Genomic DNA, 14,063 nt, shown 5'->3' on the forward strand with positions numbered 1-14,063 from the left:
TCGTGTCGTCAGAGCTGCCTGTCGCGCAGCTCCGCCATGGAGGTGGGGCGGCCGGCGAGGGCGTCCCGGAGCCGGTCCACCAGGCCGGTGCCGGGGGCGAGCAGCCGGTTCGCCGGCGGGTGGTCCGGCGCGCCCGGGTGCGGCCGGGTCGGGGCAGTGCGCTTGGCGGCCTGCACCTTGCCGGCCAGCTCCACCAGCTCCTCCCGGGCCATCGCGGCGCGCAGTCGGGGGAACAGGTCGGACTCCTCCTCCTGCACGTGGTGGCGGATCGCCTTGGTCAGGTGGGCCAGCAGCGGCTCGAACCGGGCCTCCGACGGGTCGACCGACTCCAGCTCCTTCATGGTCCGCTCGGCCTCGGCGTGCTCGGCGATCTCGTGCTCGGCGAGCTGGTCGCCGTCGGGCAGCGCGCGGCGGGCCGCCGGGTAGACGTACTGCTCCTCGGCGACCGAGTGGCGGACCAACTCGGCGATCACCACGTCGGCGAGCTGCCGGCGGTGCTCCGGGGTGCCCTGCCGGCCCTCCAACTCCACGAAGATCGCCTCCACCTCGCGGTGGTCGGCGACCAGCACGTCCACGACGTCCTGGTCGGCCACGCCCTGCGGCTGGCCGGTCGTGCCATTTGCGTCGGTCATGTCGGTGCCCCTTACCGGTTGCGGGATCGGTCGGTGCTGAGGCTGGTACCCCGAGCCGACCGTCCGAACCGGTCAGAGACCGCCCAGCACCCGGGTCACGGCGATCTCGATGACGACCCGCTGCGGGTTGGGGCGCGGAACGCGGTAGCGCTCGGCGTAGCGGCGCTCGGCTTCGGCGACCGACGCCGGGTCGGCCCGCAGCACCGCCCGCCCCTCCACGGTCAGCCAGCGCCTCCCGTCGACGTGGCAGACCGCCACCGGGGCGCCCGCCGCGCCGGCCGCCGCGACGTGCCGGGCCTTGGCCGACGTGCCCGACGTGATCACCCGGGCCAGCCCGGCCGCCGGGTCGAGGGTCATCCCGACCGGTACGACGTGCGGGGTGCCGTCCGCGCGCAGCGTCGTCAGGGTGGCCAGGTGCCGCTCCCGGCAGAACGCGAGGACCCGTTCGTCGTCGATGCCCAACCGATGGTCGCCCGGCATTGTCCCGCCTCCGTCCGATCCGGCTGCCCCGCGCGGGCCCTGTGCGGTCCCCGCACGCGGGGCCCGGCCCCGATCATGGCACGGGTTCAGCCGACCGGGCGGCGGGTCCTGCCCTCCTGCGACCCGGGCTGGCCGGGGAGCTGCCGCTGGGCGGCACGGTGCTGCCGGACCAGTCGGCCCAGGTAGAGCAGGGCGGCGGCGAGCACCCCGATGTCGTCGAGGTAGATCGGGTCGGGGAGCACGTCGATCGGGAAGACCGTGTAGGCCAGCGCGCCCCAGAAGGCGACCTTGCCGCCGACGCCCAGCGTGCCGAGCAGCTTGCGGGTGCGGACCACCCGTACGGCGAGCACGACGGCCCCGACGAGCGTCGCCGCCGCGAAGAGGCCGACGACGACCAGCAGCCAGGTGCGCTCCGTCATGCGCCCACGCTAGCCGACGCCGGGTAAGGAAGGGCCCCCTGTTAACGCCTCCGGTCGAGAAGGGTCCCCTTCTCACCGCGGCGGCCACTGCGGCGGCCACTGCGGCGGCCACCGCGGCGGCCACTGCGGCGGCCGGGGCGGCGGCCGGGGCGGCGCGCCGGCCGCCGGGGCCGCGCTGCCGGAGGCGGCGCCAGCGGAAGCGGCTCGCCCGGGGCGGCTCAGGCCGGGACGGCGGCCCGGCCCCGCGCCACTGTCGGCTTCTGCCGGGCGACCACCGGCATCTCCCGGGTCTGCTCGGCGGCCGGCGACGGCTCGTCGGCGACCCCGGGCAGCAGCGACGCCTGCTCCTGCGGGGCGGGCACGGTCGCGGCGAGCGCCTCGTCCCGCAGGCTGCGCGCGGCGACGGCGGCCTGCTCGGCGGCCCGCCAGGCGGCCTGCTCCCGCTCCCGGGCGGCCTCCTGCCGGGCGCGCAGGTGGTCGCGCACGGCCCGGCGCAGCACCAGCTCCTGGTCGACCGGGTGCAGCCGGGGGTCCCACCCGTTGCGGTGCGCGAACACGTCGCTGAGCTGCTCCTCCGACAGCTCCCGACGCCAGTACGCGGCCAGCGCGGCCCGGTGCAGGTAGCGCTCGCGGTCGGCGTACTCGGCGGGGGTGCGCCCGGTGTGCGGGCGGGGCAGGGCCGTGGCGGCGGCCAGCCGGCGGACGTCGTCCTCCGCCACCTCGTACGCCTGCCACGCGGCCTCGACCTCGTCCTGTGCGGACAGCCACTCGGCCCGCATCCGGCCGGCGGTCGCCGCGGCCCGTTCCGCCGCGGTCGCCACCTCGTCGGCGTACCGGCGGTGGGCGCGTTCCTCGGCGGCCTCCTCCAGGAGGCTGGGCATGGCGGCCTCGCGGATCCGCCCGCCGATCACGGAGCGGAACAGGTCGGGCCGGGCGACCAGGCCCGCCACGGCGACGACGGCGAGGACGAGCAGGGCCAGCCAGATCGCGGCGGCCCGGGGCACGTCGAGCAGGACGGAGGAGAACGCGGTCTGCATGAGGGGCACCTCGGAGGGGACGAAGTGGACTGACGGTCGGGGCCCGCGGTGCGGGCGGGGCCGCGCGTCGACCGGTGCCGGACGGTCGCCGCCGCGGTCGTCACCTGGGCGGGACGGCGGGCGGGGTCGTCGGCGGCGCGGGGCGCGGCCGGCGGTGGGCTCGCGGCGGGCCGGTGCGGTGCCGGTGCGGCGCTACGACGCCGGGGCGGACCGGATCGGCGGCTGGTGGCGGCCCGGGTCAGTGCCGGGGCGGCCCGCGCCGGACGACGCCGCCGCCGGTCGGGTCGACGGCGGGCCGGTCGGCCGGGGCGGCCGTCACGGGCCCGCCCGCCGGGGCGGGGACCGGCCGCCGCGCGTCGCCGACGGCCGGGCGGGCCTGCGGGGCGGCCGAATCGGCGCGCGGCCCGGCCGGCGCGTCGGGGCCCAGCGAGTCGACCCGGCTGGCCACCACGACGGGGTGGGCCGGTGCGGCCGTCACGGCGGGAGCGCCGGGCCCCAGGGCGGCGACCCCGCCGAGGCCGACGGCGAGGACCAGGGTGGTCAGCGCGAGGCGACCCAACTCCCCGATGTGGCGCAGCGTCGAGCGCCACGAGCGGCGCGACCCGCGCAGCGTCGCCGGCAGGGACGGCCTGGCGAACGCTACGGACTGCACGACACCAACCTATCGCCGTTGCGGCCCGTCCGCAGCCTCGCCGGCCGCCCCGGCTGGTGACCCGGGCCACGACCCGGCGCAGTGGACAGACCCGTCCCGTCGGGATACGACGGTCGCACCGCCGCCGGATGCATCGACGGCCATGAGAAGGCCGACAGTTTCCCGGCGGCGCCCCCGGGCACCTGACGGGCAGCGCGGCCCCCGCCGTCGCCCGTGGGGTGCCGCACCCCACGGTGGAGCGCAAGACCGGAGGAGACCCCATGGGAGTACGTCGACAGGTGGCGCACGCCGTCGCCGCCACCGCCCTGCTCGTGGCCGCGACGGTGGCGGCCACCGGCGCGCCCGCGAGCGCCGCGCCCTCGGTGGACACCGCAGCGGTGACCCCGGTGGCTGCGGTCGACCTCCAGCGCTACGCCGGGGACTGGTACCAGATCGCCGCGATCCCGGCGATCTTCGAGCTCCAGTGCTTCAAGAACGTGCAGGCCCGGTACGACGTCCAGCCCGACGGCACCGTCGGGGTGCGCAACACCTGCCGGACGATCCTCGGCACCACCAGCGCGGTCACCGGCCGGGCCCGCAGCGAGAACCCGCCGGCCAACTCGGTCCTGACCGTCTCGTTCCTGGAGGTCGGCGGGCGCTGGCTGTACTTCGGCGGGCCGAACTACGTGGTCATGGGCCTCGGCACCGACTACGGCTGGGCCGTCGTCGGCGACCCGGAGCGCCGCACGGGCTTCGTGCTGTCGCGCGGGCCGGCGCTGGGCGGGGCCGACCTGGCCGAGGCGAAGGCGGTGCTGACCGCCAACGGCTACGACCTCTGCGACTTCCGCACCACCCGGCAGGACGGCGGGGCCGACGCCGGCAGCTTCTGCTGACCGCCCGGCCGGCCCGTCGACGCCCGGCCCGCAGGCCGGGACTCGACGGGCCGGCTGCCCGCCCCCGGGCGGGCGCGCGTCGGCCGGCGCGGGGAGCGACCGGGCACAGTGCCCGCCGGCTCCCGGCCGGTGTCACTCGGTCCGCAGGCCCTCCGGCCGGGTCAGCCGCCACAGGGCGGGCAGGCTCGCGCCGGTGACCAGCAGCACCACGCCGCCGCCGAGGGCCGCGCCGAGGCCGACCACCGGCCAGCTCACCGAGACCGGCGCGCCGACCATGCGCAGCAGCACCGCACCGAGGCCCAGGCCGAAGGCGACGGCGAGGCCGAGCCCGACGAGCACCGGCACGGCCGCCTGCCACAGCACCGACAGCCCCAGCGTGCGGCGCGGGGTGCCGACGGCGGCCAGCATCGCCAGCAGGCGGCGGCGCTCCCGCAACTGCTCCAGCACGCCGACGAGCATGCTCGCGCCGAGCAGCAGCAGGGTCACCGCGACGCCGGCGACGAGGCCCCGCTTGACGTTGACGAACTGCGTGGCCTGGCGTTCGTCCTCCAGCGCGAGGACCTGGGCGCGCAGGTCCACCTCGGCGGCGGTGTTGCGGACCCGCTCCAGCGCGTCGGGGTCGGCCGGGTCGAGGCTGATCAGCGCCTGCGCGCGCAGTCCCGTCCAGCCGGCGTCGGCCGCGCCGGGGGTGACCAGCAGGCCCGTGCCGGTCCAGCCGACGGGGTCCGGGATCGCCGGCACGGTGGGCAGCCGCCGCGGCAGGGTCCAGGCGGTGTTCTGCGGGCCCACGGTCACCCGGTCGCCGGGGCCGAAGCCGACGAGCTGCGGTTCGCCGGCCGGCTGGACGAGGAAGACGTCACCGTCGGCACAGGAGCCGAGCCGGGCGTACTCGGCCAGGGTGGCGCAGTCGCCGATGCGTACCTCGGCGGTGCGGTCGGCCGCGCCCCTGCCGAGCGCGAAGGTGCCCGACGTGCCCGCGCTGCGCACCACGCCGGGGACGGCGGCCAGCCGGGCCAGCGCCGCGCCGGGGTCGGGCAGCTCGGCGAGGTTGACGAACACCTGCGCCCGGGAGGTGTCCTGGCCGGTGCGGGTGGTGAACCGCGCCTCCACCCCGGCGACGAGCATCTGGAGGCCGATGCTGCCCGCCACGGCCACCGCCACGCCGCTGACCAGACGCGCGGAGGTGGCGCTGTCCAGTTGCAGCCGGCGCACCGCGAGCTGCCACGGGACCGGGCCGCCGCGCAGCCGGCGTACGGCGAGGTCGATCAGCCAGGGCAGCAGGGTGACCGTGCCGACCAGCAGCAGCACCGCCCCGGCCGCCACCTGGTAGTCGGCGGAGCCGGTGCCGCCCTCGCCGACGCCGGTCAGCGGGTAGAGCAGGGCCAGCCCGGCGGCCGGCAGCAGCAGCCGCCACCACAGGCGGCGACGCACGGTCGCGCCCTGGCGGCTCACCCCGAGGGGCTCGACGACGACCCGGCGCAGCGCGACGAGCGCCACCAGCACGGCGAGCACCGGCACCGCGACCGCCACCGCCGCCACCAGGGCCGGGGCGGGGCGCAGGTCCGCCGCGTACACGCTGATGTCGCGGAGGGTGACCAGCGGGGCGAGCTGGCGGCCGGCGGCGAACAGGACGCCGCCGACGGCGAGGCCGAACACCGCGCCGGCCGCCGCCTCCCCTGCGGCGATCCGCCGGATCATCGCGGTGTCCGCGCCGAGCAGGCGCAGGGCGGCGAGCCGGCGGTCCCGGCGGTCCCCGCCGAAGCGGACCGCCGCGCCGACGAAGACGACGATCGGCAGCAGCAGCACCACGACGACGACCACGACGAGGACCATCAGCACGGGCGAGAACTCCTCGCCGGGCTCCCCGCCGCCGAAGCTGTCGCGCCGCACGGCCCCCTGGTCGGTCAGGTCCGCGCTGCCGAGATAGAAGGCCAGCTCACCCGGGCCGGAGAGGCCCTGCGCGCCGATCGTGCCGGTGACCTGCGCGCCGCGGAGCCGGGGCGCGAACAGCGGGCCGTCGGGCGAGTCGAGCAGGTCCCGCAGCGCCGGGGAGACGACCACCTCGCCGGCCCCGGGCAGCCGGGTCAGCCCCGGCGGGACCGGCGCGGCCGGCCCCTCGGCGCGCACGATCCGGCCGCGCACCGGATGGTCCCGGAACTCGGTGTCGGCGAACGCCAGCAGCACCGTGTTGGCGGCCGCGGTCTGCTCGGGTCGCCACCCGGTGTCGTTGCGGGCCTCGGTGCGGGCCGCCCGGGCGTCGAGCGCGCCCGGCACCGCGGCGGCCAACAGCAGCATGGCCACCCCGATGCCGACGCCGAGCGCGGTCAGCGCCGCCCGCGTCCACCCGTCCCGGCCGCCGGTGACGGCCATCCGCGCGCCCAGCCACAGGTCGGCCAGGACCCGGCCGCGCCGGCCCGACGGTTGGATCCCGGTCACGCCGCCGCCTCCAGGCTGCGGGTGCGGCCGTCGCGCACCACGACCTCCCGATCCGAGTACGCGGCGACCCGCGCCTCGTGGGTCACCAGGACCACTGCGGCACCCGTGTCCCGGGCCGCCCCGGTCAGCAGCCGCATCACCCGCTCGCCGTGCAGCGAGTCGAGCGCGCCGGTCGGCTCGTCGGCGAAGATGACCCGGGGGCCGGTGACCAGCGCCCGGGCCACGGCGACCCGCTGGCCCTGCCCTCCGGACACCTCGCCGGGGCGCTTGCCGGCCACGTCGGTGACCTCCAGCCGGTCGAGCCACTCGGCGGCGCGCCGCTCCGCCTCCCGCCGGCCGACCCGCTCCAGCCGCAGCGGCAGGGCCACGTTCTCCAGGCAGGTCAGTTCGGGCACGAGCTGCCCGAACTGGAACACGAAGCCGAACTGCCCCCGCCGCAGCGCGCTGAGCTCCCGGTCCGACAGGGTGGTCAGGTCCGCACCCCGGTAGCGCACCCGCCCCGAGTCGGGGCGGACGATGCCGGCGAGGCAGTGCAGCAGGGTCGACTTGCCGGAGCCGGACGGGCCCAGCACCGCCAGCACCTCGCCGGCCCGGACGGTCAGCGACGCCCCGGCCAGCGCCGGGGTGGGGCCGAAGGCCCGGTGCAGCTCCTCGGCGACGAGCAGCGCCTCCCCCGGGGTCCCCCGGTCGGCCGCCGCCGTCGCCCCGTCGCCGGCGCGCGGGCCCGTCGCCGCCGCCCCGCCGCGTGGGCCCGTCGCCGCCGCCCCGCCGCGTGGGCCCGTCATCGCCGCACCGCCTCGGCCAGCTCGTCCAGCCGGGCCGCCGTCAGCTCCAGCCAGCGCAGGTCGGCCTCCAGGTGGAACAGGGCGTGGTCGCAGATGAGCCGCTCGGCCAGGTCGCCGGAGTCGCGACGCCGGGTCAGCTCGCGCATCAGCCGCAGGTGCTCGGCGCGCTGCGTGTCGAGCAGGTCGGCGGCGGAGCGGCCGGTGAGCAGCGCCAGCACCACCTTGGTGTAGAGGACGCTGTGCAGGTACGGCTCGGGCTTCTCCGGCTGGGACAGCCAGCGCCGCACGTCGGTGACCCCGGCCTCGGTGATCGCGTACCGCTTGCGGTCGGGGCCCTCGCCGGCCTCGACCGAGTCCACCTCGACGAGGCCGTTGCGCAGCAGTCGGGACAGGGTGGCGTAGACCTGGCCGAAGTGCACCGGGCGGGCCTGGCCGAAGCGCTCGTCGTAGGCGCGTTTCAGGTCGTAGCCGTGGCGGGGGGTGGACTCCAGGAGCCCGAGGAAGGTCTGACCGATCGACATGGCCGCGACTATACACACCACGTATACACGGGGTGGATAGGCAGGTCGGAAAAGGGGCCCTCCCCGTCGGAGAGGGCCCCGCAGCCTTCAGCGGCAGCCTTGCGCGGCGGAAGCGTCAGCCGGCGTCGAGCACCGGCGGGACCCCCGGGTCGCCGTCCCGCCAGACCATGTCGTCCTCCGTCAGCCAGGTCAGCCGCTCGTCGGACTCGTCGTCGTCGGCCCGCCCGCGCCCGCCCAGCACGCCCGTGCGCCCGCCGCCGGTGCCGTTCGCGCCCGCCCGGCCCACGCCCGTGGCGGCCCGGTGCTCCGCCCCCGCCAGGCCACCCGCCGGCCGGGCCGCCACCGTCGCGCCGGTGCGGACCGACCCGGCCAGGGAGCCGGTGCCGCCGCCGAGCACGCCGACCGACGCCCCGGCGGGCGCGCCGAAGAGCAGCCCCGCCCCGGCCCCGGCCGAGGCGGCGGCCGTCACGCCGCCCGCCGCGCCCACCGGGCCGGCCGGCAGGCCGCCGTCGAGCGGCACGGCGCCGGCGAGGGACGTGCCCGTGTCGAGGCCGGTGTCGCCGGCCCCGGCCGTGCCGCCCGGCGACACCGAGCCGCCGTGGCCCCCGCCCGGCTGCTGCGTGTCCGGCCCGTCCGACAGGCCGCCCGGGGCGTCCAGCCATGCCTGGCCCGTGGTCGGGGTGCCGAAGCCGCCGCCCGGCGCGCTCCGCGGGGCGTGGGCCCCGGGGCCGGCCGACGGCGTCGACGTGCTGGTGCTCGGGTCGTACGGCAGGTCGCCGTCCGGCGGCGGCGGATCGACCAGCCGGCCGTACGCCGACAGGTCGTAGCCGGCCGCCAGCTCGGCGACCACCTGGACCATCCGCCGGTGCGCCTTCTCCTGCTCGGCCTTGTCCTGCTCGTGCCCCAGGAAGCCGCCGACGATCGCGCCCGGCAGGCCCCCGGTGAGGCCGCCCGTGATCGCCCCGGAGACCGTCTTGTCGTGGTCGTCGGTCTCGGCCGGGCTCTCCGCCTTCTTCTGCGCGGCCCGCAGGTCGGTGGCCATCAGCGTCAGCCCCTGGCGCACGTCGGCCATCCCCTCGGAGAGGGACGTCGAGTAGTCGACGATCAGCGACACCCGCCGCTGGAATTCCCGGCCGGCGTCGCCCGTCCAGCCGTTGGCCAGTTTCTCCAGGTCGGCCCGCAGGTCGCGGGCGAGGTCGTCGAGGGTGCCCTTCATGGAGCTCCAGCTGCTGGCGAGGCCGTCGATCTGCTCGGGGTCGCCGGCCCGCACCGCGTCGTAGAGCCGCTGGTGGCTGACGTCCTCGTAGCGCGCGGTGTATTCAGACACGAGGGTCGTCCCTCCCGTTCAGCGCGTCGTCGACGCCGGTGAGCGCGGCGGCGATGTCGGCGGCGTTGGCCGCGTTGCGTGCCTCCGTGGTCCGGTAGTTGGTCAGGATCGTGCCGGTCGCGCTCTGCGCCGCCCGCACCGCGTCGCGCAGCCGCTCGACCCGCTGCGCGTAGCTCGTCTGGAGGGCCGAGTAGCGGCGGGCGTTGCTGGTCGCGTCGGCGAACGTGCCCAGATCCGGCGGCCGGCACTGCAACTCGGTGGTGAGCTTCCTGAGCACGGCCTCGGCCTCGCTGAGCCGCGCGGCCAACCGTCGCTGGAAGTCCTCCAGGGACAGTACGTCGACTGTCGTGCGCCCGGTCATGGCATTCCCCGTACGTCGTCGATAACCGTTGGCGAGGATCAGGTTAGTGGACGGCGACCAGACCGGGCGACCCGTGACGACGCCCCCCGGCGGCCCCTGCGCGCCCGGGCGGCAGCGCCGCCGTGCCCGCCAGCAGCGGCTACGCGCCCGTCGGCGGCGGCTACGTGCCCGGGGCGAAGTAGGCCAGCGCGTCCTGGCGTTCCAGGGCGGGACCCGTCGGGATCAGGGCCAGCAGCGACGCGGGCACCGCCAGCGGCTGCACCCCGCCGTAGCCGAGGGCGGTCAGCGCGTCGCCCGACCGGGTGCCCAGCGGGTGACGTACCCCCTGGGCGGTGACCAGGTAGACCGTCGAGCCCGGCGCGCCCGCGCCGCCCTCCCCGGCGCCCGGCGCGGCCTGGACCAGCACGCCCCGGCCGCCCGGCAGCAGCACCTGCTCGGCGGTGCGGACCGCGTCGCCGGCCCCCTGCCGGACCGGGTTCCCGGCCGGGCCGGTCAGCTCGGTCGGCGCCCGGTCGAAGACCTCCAGCGTGGTGGTGGGCGGCGCGTCGGCCGCCGACCGGCGGTAGGTGGCGCAGAGCACCGTCCGGCCCGCCTGCACCGGGTGCAGCGCCGGCAGGGTGCGCGGCGTGCCCTCCGCCTCCACCCGCTGCCGGGTCAGCAGCCGGCCGGCCTCGTCCGGGGTGATGTCGGTGATCCGGCCGCCGTCGCGCAGCAGCAGCAGGGCGCTGACCTCGCCGATCGCCGCCAGCCCCTCCCGGGTCAGCACGTAGTGCTGGCCGGCGGCCCGGAACACGTCGCCGACCCGGGCCGGCCCGTCGCCCACGGCCTGCCGGCCGGTCTCGCCCTCGCCGGGCAGCTGCGGCTCGCGCAGCACCGGCCCCGCCGGCACCGCGTTGAGCAGCTGTTCGCCGACCGTGAGCGTGGTGGCCCCGGCCATCCGCAGCGCGGCGGTCGCCGGGTCCCCGCCGGCGATCCGCAGCCGGGCGTCGCCGGTGAGCAGGTAACGCCGGCCGTCCACGGTGGCCAGCACCGCGCGGTCGCCCAGCGGCGTGCCGCCGGCGAGCGGCCGGTCGATCACCAGGTGGGTGGTCGACCGGTCGGGGGCGGCCGGGTCCGGCACGTCGCAGACCGACCAGGGCAGCCCGACCAGCGCCTTGCGGTCGGGCAGCGCGTCCGGGGCGCCGACGATCCCGATGGTGCGCCCGCGCGGCCGGTCCGCGATGGACGCCCGCGACATGGTCCGCACCGTCGGGTCCGCCGCGTCGAGGACGAGCCGGGCCGAGGCGTAGTTCAGGGTCGGGTGCAGCAGGCCGTCCACGTAGACGTACGTCGCCCCCGTCTCCCGCTCGATCACCAGCGTGTTCGCCTCCAGCGGCGCGGCGTTGCCGGTGAGCTGGCCGTACGCGCCGACGCCGCCGAGCACCACCGCCGCGGCGACCACGCTGCCGACCACCGCCAGCCCGAGCCGCCGCATCGGCAGGTTCGTCGTCTCGGGGTCGCCGGAGAGCAGCGCGGAGACGATCCGGCGGGTGACGAAGCGGTACGCCTGCACCTGGTCGCGGCGGGTCCGCATGGGCTACCTCCGGCGGCGGGTCGGGCCGCGACGATCGAGCCCGACGACGGGGTGGGCCGTGGCGATCAGGTCCGAGCGTCGCCACGGGCTTCCCTACGATAAGGGGCCGCCGGCCGGTCACCGGGGCCACCGCCCGGGGACGGGCCCCGCCGCCCGTCCGGGACGGGGCGCACGGATCGCGCCGGCTGCCAGCAGACCCGCTGTCGAGAAGGGACGCCACCGATGACGCAGGTCCAGGCGCCACCCGGTCGCCCAGCCGCCGGCCCGGCCGATCCGCCCGCCCGGCCCGCGCCGCCCGACCGCGCGGTGGTCCCCGCCGACCGGCGCAGCCGGGGCCGGCTCGGCCCGGTCGTCGTCGGCCAGCTCGTCGTGGCGGAGCTGGCCGCCGTGGCCGGCTACGCCGCGCTCGGCGGACCCACGTGGCTGGCCGCCGTCGTCGGGGTCGTCGCGGTGGCGGCCGTCGCCGCCGCCTTCGCCCGCCGGGGCGGCCGCTGGTGGTACGAGGACCTGCTGCTGCGCCGCCGGCTGCGGCTGCGCCGGGAGGAGGCGCGGGCGGCGGCCGGCGGCGACCCGGGCGATACCCGGCTGGCCGTCGTCGCCCCCGAGCTGACCATGGTCGAGCTGACCGAGCGCGGCACCCGCCTCGGCGTCGGCCAGGACGTCCGGGGCTGGTTCGCCGCCGTGGCGCTGGACCCGCCCCCCGGCGCGCCCGCCGGCTCGGTCGACGCGGCGACGGTGGACCGGGCCCTGGCCGTGCTCGCCGACTTCACCGCGCCGGTGTCGCTGGCCCAGGTCGTCTCGCACACCCTCGTCTGGTACCCGGCCCCGGGCGCGCCCCCGGCCGCCCACCGCACCGTCTGGGTGGCCGTGCGGCTGTCGGTGCGCGACGCCCGCACCGAGGCGGTGACCCGGGGCGGCGGGACGCTCGGCGTGCACCGCACCGTCGCGGCGGCGGTCGGCCGCCTCGGCAAGGCGCTGCACGCCGCCGGCCTGGGCCACCGGGTCCTCGGCCGGGACGAGCTGCGCGCCGCGCTGCTCTCGGCGGCCGGGCTGGACCTGACGCCCGAGCCGCAGGCGGAGACCTGGACCGGGCTGCGCGGCGGCGGCTGGACCCAGCGCTGCCTGGCCCTGCGCCCCCGCGCCGGTGCCGCCTGGGGGCCCCTGGTGGACGCCGTCACCGCCACCGCCGCCCCGTCACACACCTTCGCGGCGGTGGTCCGCCCCGGCGACCGGCCCGGCCCGCCGCTGCTGCGCGTCGCCGCCCCGGCCGACCACGTCGAGGCGCTGGTCGAGGTGGTCCGGGACGTCGCCCGCCGGGCGGGCGCCCCGGCCCGGCCGCTGGACGGCGAGCACGGCCCCGCCGCCTGGGCCACCGCCCCGACGGCCCGCCGCGTCCTCGACCACCGCCCCGACTGAACCGCGACGGGGTCAGGGGCGGAGGTTGATGATCCAGCCGTAGAGGCCGCAGACCCAGACCGCCAGGGGCACCAGCGAGATGATGAGCAGCACCTCGACGATGTCCAGCAGCCGCCCCCACACCGGCGAGATCCGCTTGCCCGCCACGGTCAGCCCGTAGACCAGGCTGACCACGGCCGCCACCACCAGCCCGCCGAGGACCACGCCGAGCCGGACGGCCGCGCCGCCCGCGGCGAAGGTGGCCGCCGCCGTGAGGCCCAGCCCGAGGCCGCCGGCCAGCAGCACCGGCACGCGCTGGGCGCGACCGAGGAACGGCCGGGCGCGCAGCAGCGACAGCAGGGCCAGCACCAGGCAGAGCAGCACCGCCGGCAGCCGGCCGTCGAGAGCGAGCACGACCTCCCCGCCCAGCACCAGCAGGGCGACCGTCCACAGCAGGCCGGTGAGGAACTCGTCGGCCCGTTCGCTGCGCCGCAGCACGCTGCGGCCGTCGACGGTCTCGGTGTCGGTCTTCAGGTCGTCCGGGCCGGTCGGGATGGACGGCACGGGCAGCCGGGCCAGCCGGTACGCCGCCATCGGCAGGGCCGGCAGGGTGGCGAACGCGACCGTGGCGACCACCGCGGCGGCGGCCGGCGCGCCCACCGAGAACGCCAGGCCCACCACCGCGCCGAAGCCGACCGCCCCGCCGACGGCGACCGCGGCGAAGAACAGCGGCAGCCGGTCGCCGACCGCCAGCGCGGCGACCGCGCCGAACACCACCACGGCGGTCGCGGCGAGCAGCACGTGCGGGGCGGCCAGCTCGCCCAGGCCCCGGTCGCCGGCCAGCACCAGCAGGCCGCCGACGGCGGCGTACCCGAGGCCGACCAGGGCCAGCACCGCGCCGGTGCGGCTGTCGCCGGCCGCCCGGGACAGCACGGCCGCGCCGACCAGCAGGGCGACCGCCACCAGCAGGGCGGCGATCGCCCCGGGCAGCTGCGGCGGGCCCGCGAACAGCGCCGCCAGCGCGCCGGCCGACAGCGCCGCCGCCGCGAACAGCACCGCGAACGCCCGGCTGGTGCTCACCTGCCAGCTTCCCGGGCGCTGGTTCGTGGCGGTCGCCACGGCGTCCACCACATCGTCGAAGACGATCTCCGGGGCTGCCGCCGCGCGGGGGTTGAAGTAGAGCACCTCGCCGTCGCGGACGCCGAGCTGCGCGGCCGTCCGACCACCGTCGAGGGGCTGCCCGCCGAGCCGGGTCAGGCTCCAGCCGCCGTGCCGCACCCCCTCGTCGGCGAGGTCCTCGCCGGCGTACCGCAGCAGGGTCGGCAGCAGGTCCGCCAACGGCACGTCGGCGGGGAGGGCGAGGTCCATCCTGGTCCGGGGCGCCACGATGGTGACCCGGCTCAGGCCGCCGGTCGCCGTCCTCGTCGCCACTGTGGCCTCCTCGCATTCGCCTGCGCTGCACCCGGCCCGGGCCGCCGCCGAAGCGGGTCCCCGACGCCCACGGGAGATTACCTACGATGACCCCCACGTACGATGCCCACCCGACGGCCCGCGCCCGGTCGTCGCGCCACCC

At 78.1% G+C, this 14,063-nt stretch carries 14 protein-coding genes; 2 read left to right on the forward strand and 12 right to left on the reverse strand.

The window, feature by feature from the left end:
* Positions 1–8: 8 nt before the first annotated feature.
* The 5 genes from O7628_RS15305 to O7628_RS15325 all read right to left on the reverse strand — a co-directional run bounded on the left by O7628_RS15305 (position 9) and on the right by O7628_RS15325 (position 3,220).
* Positions 9–632 carry a hemerythrin domain-containing protein gene (locus tag O7628_RS15305; RefSeq protein WP_278131314.1) on the reverse strand — a complete coding sequence of 208 codons (624 nt, stop codon included), beginning with the start codon at positions 630–632 and terminating at the stop codon, positions 9–11.
* A 72-nt stretch (positions 633–704) separates the two neighbouring features.
* Complete coding sequence (locus O7628_RS15310) at positions 705–1,112, reverse strand: TIGR03618 family F420-dependent PPOX class oxidoreductase (RefSeq protein WP_074475215.1); 408 nt, start codon at positions 1,110–1,112, stop codon at positions 705–707.
* An 86-nt stretch (positions 1,113–1,198) separates the two neighbouring features.
* On the reverse strand, positions 1,199–1,531 hold the full coding sequence (locus O7628_RS15315) for a YkvA family protein (RefSeq protein WP_278131315.1): 333 nt from the start codon (positions 1,529–1,531) through the stop codon (positions 1,199–1,201).
* Between the two features lie 218 nt (positions 1,532–1,749).
* On the reverse strand, positions 1,750–2,568 hold the full coding sequence (locus O7628_RS15320; RefSeq protein ID WP_278131317.1) for a hypothetical protein: 819 nt from the start codon (positions 2,566–2,568) through the stop codon (positions 1,750–1,752).
* 238 nt (positions 2,569–2,806) lie between these two features.
* Positions 2,807–3,220 carry a hypothetical protein gene (locus O7628_RS15325; protein ID WP_278131318.1) on the reverse strand — a complete coding sequence of 138 codons (414 nt, stop codon included), beginning with the start codon at positions 3,218–3,220 and terminating at the stop codon, positions 2,807–2,809.
* Between the two features lie 260 nt (positions 3,221–3,480).
* Here O7628_RS15325 and O7628_RS15330 point away from each other — a divergent pair, with 260 nt between their 5' ends.
* Positions 3,481–4,092, forward strand: a complete 612-nt coding sequence (locus O7628_RS15330; protein WP_278131320.1) for a lipocalin family protein — start codon at positions 3,481–3,483, stop codon at positions 4,090–4,092.
* A 132-nt stretch (positions 4,093–4,224) separates the two neighbouring features.
* On the opposite strand, the gene O7628_RS15335 is transcribed toward O7628_RS15330, so the two are convergent.
* The 6 genes from O7628_RS15335 to eccB all read right to left on the reverse strand — a co-directional run bounded on the left by O7628_RS15335 (position 4,225) and on the right by eccB (position 11,095).
* Positions 4,225–6,528 (reverse strand): ABC transporter permease, encoded by a 2,304-nt coding sequence (locus O7628_RS15335; protein ID WP_278131321.1) that lies wholly within the window; start codon positions 6,526–6,528, stop codon positions 4,225–4,227.
* Positions 6,525–7,313 carry an ABC transporter ATP-binding protein gene (locus O7628_RS15340; RefSeq protein WP_278131323.1) on the reverse strand — a complete coding sequence of 263 codons (789 nt, stop codon included), beginning with the start codon at positions 7,311–7,313 and terminating at the stop codon, positions 6,525–6,527. The genes O7628_RS15335 and O7628_RS15340 overlap by 4 nt, the downstream gene beginning before the upstream one ends.
* The gene (locus O7628_RS15345; protein ID WP_074475210.1) at positions 7,310–7,834 is read right to left on the reverse strand and encodes a PadR family transcriptional regulator; all 525 of its coding nucleotides are present in this window, start codon (positions 7,832–7,834) and stop codon (positions 7,310–7,312) included. Before O7628_RS15345 ends, O7628_RS15340 begins: the two co-directional genes overlap by 4 nt.
* Before the next feature lie 115 nt (positions 7,835–7,949).
* Positions 7,950–9,161 carry a WXG100 family type VII secretion target gene (locus O7628_RS15350; RefSeq protein WP_278131324.1) on the reverse strand — a complete coding sequence of 404 codons (1,212 nt, stop codon included), beginning with the start codon at positions 9,159–9,161 and terminating at the stop codon, positions 7,950–7,952.
* Entirely contained in the window at positions 9,154–9,522 is a 369-nt protein-coding gene (locus O7628_RS15355; protein WP_278131325.1) for a hypothetical protein, read from the reverse strand. The genes O7628_RS15350 and O7628_RS15355 overlap by 8 nt, the downstream gene beginning before the upstream one ends.
* Before the next feature lie 160 nt (positions 9,523–9,682).
* Positions 9,683–11,095, reverse strand: coding sequence for a type VII secretion protein EccB (gene eccB, locus O7628_RS15360; protein ID WP_278131326.1), 1,413 nt, complete (start codon positions 11,093–11,095; stop codon positions 9,683–9,685).
* 222 nt (positions 11,096–11,317) lie between these two features.
* Here eccB and O7628_RS15365 point away from each other — a divergent pair, with 222 nt between their 5' ends.
* Complete coding sequence (locus O7628_RS15365) at positions 11,318–12,511, forward strand: type VII secretion protein EccE (RefSeq protein ID WP_278131328.1); 1,194 nt, start codon at positions 11,318–11,320, stop codon at positions 12,509–12,511.
* 12 nt (positions 12,512–12,523) lie between these two features.
* On the opposite strand, the gene eccD is transcribed toward O7628_RS15365, so the two are convergent.
* Complete coding sequence (gene eccD, locus O7628_RS15370) at positions 12,524–13,921, reverse strand: type VII secretion integral membrane protein EccD (protein ID WP_278131330.1); 1,398 nt, start codon at positions 13,919–13,921, stop codon at positions 12,524–12,526.
* Positions 13,922–14,063: the final 142 nt, after the last annotated feature.

Origin of the sequence: Micromonospora sp. WMMD956 (assembly GCF_029626125.1) — a bacterium.
GTDB classification, from domain to species: domain Bacteria; phylum Actinomycetota; class Actinomycetes; order Mycobacteriales; family Micromonosporaceae; genus Micromonospora; species Micromonospora carbonacea.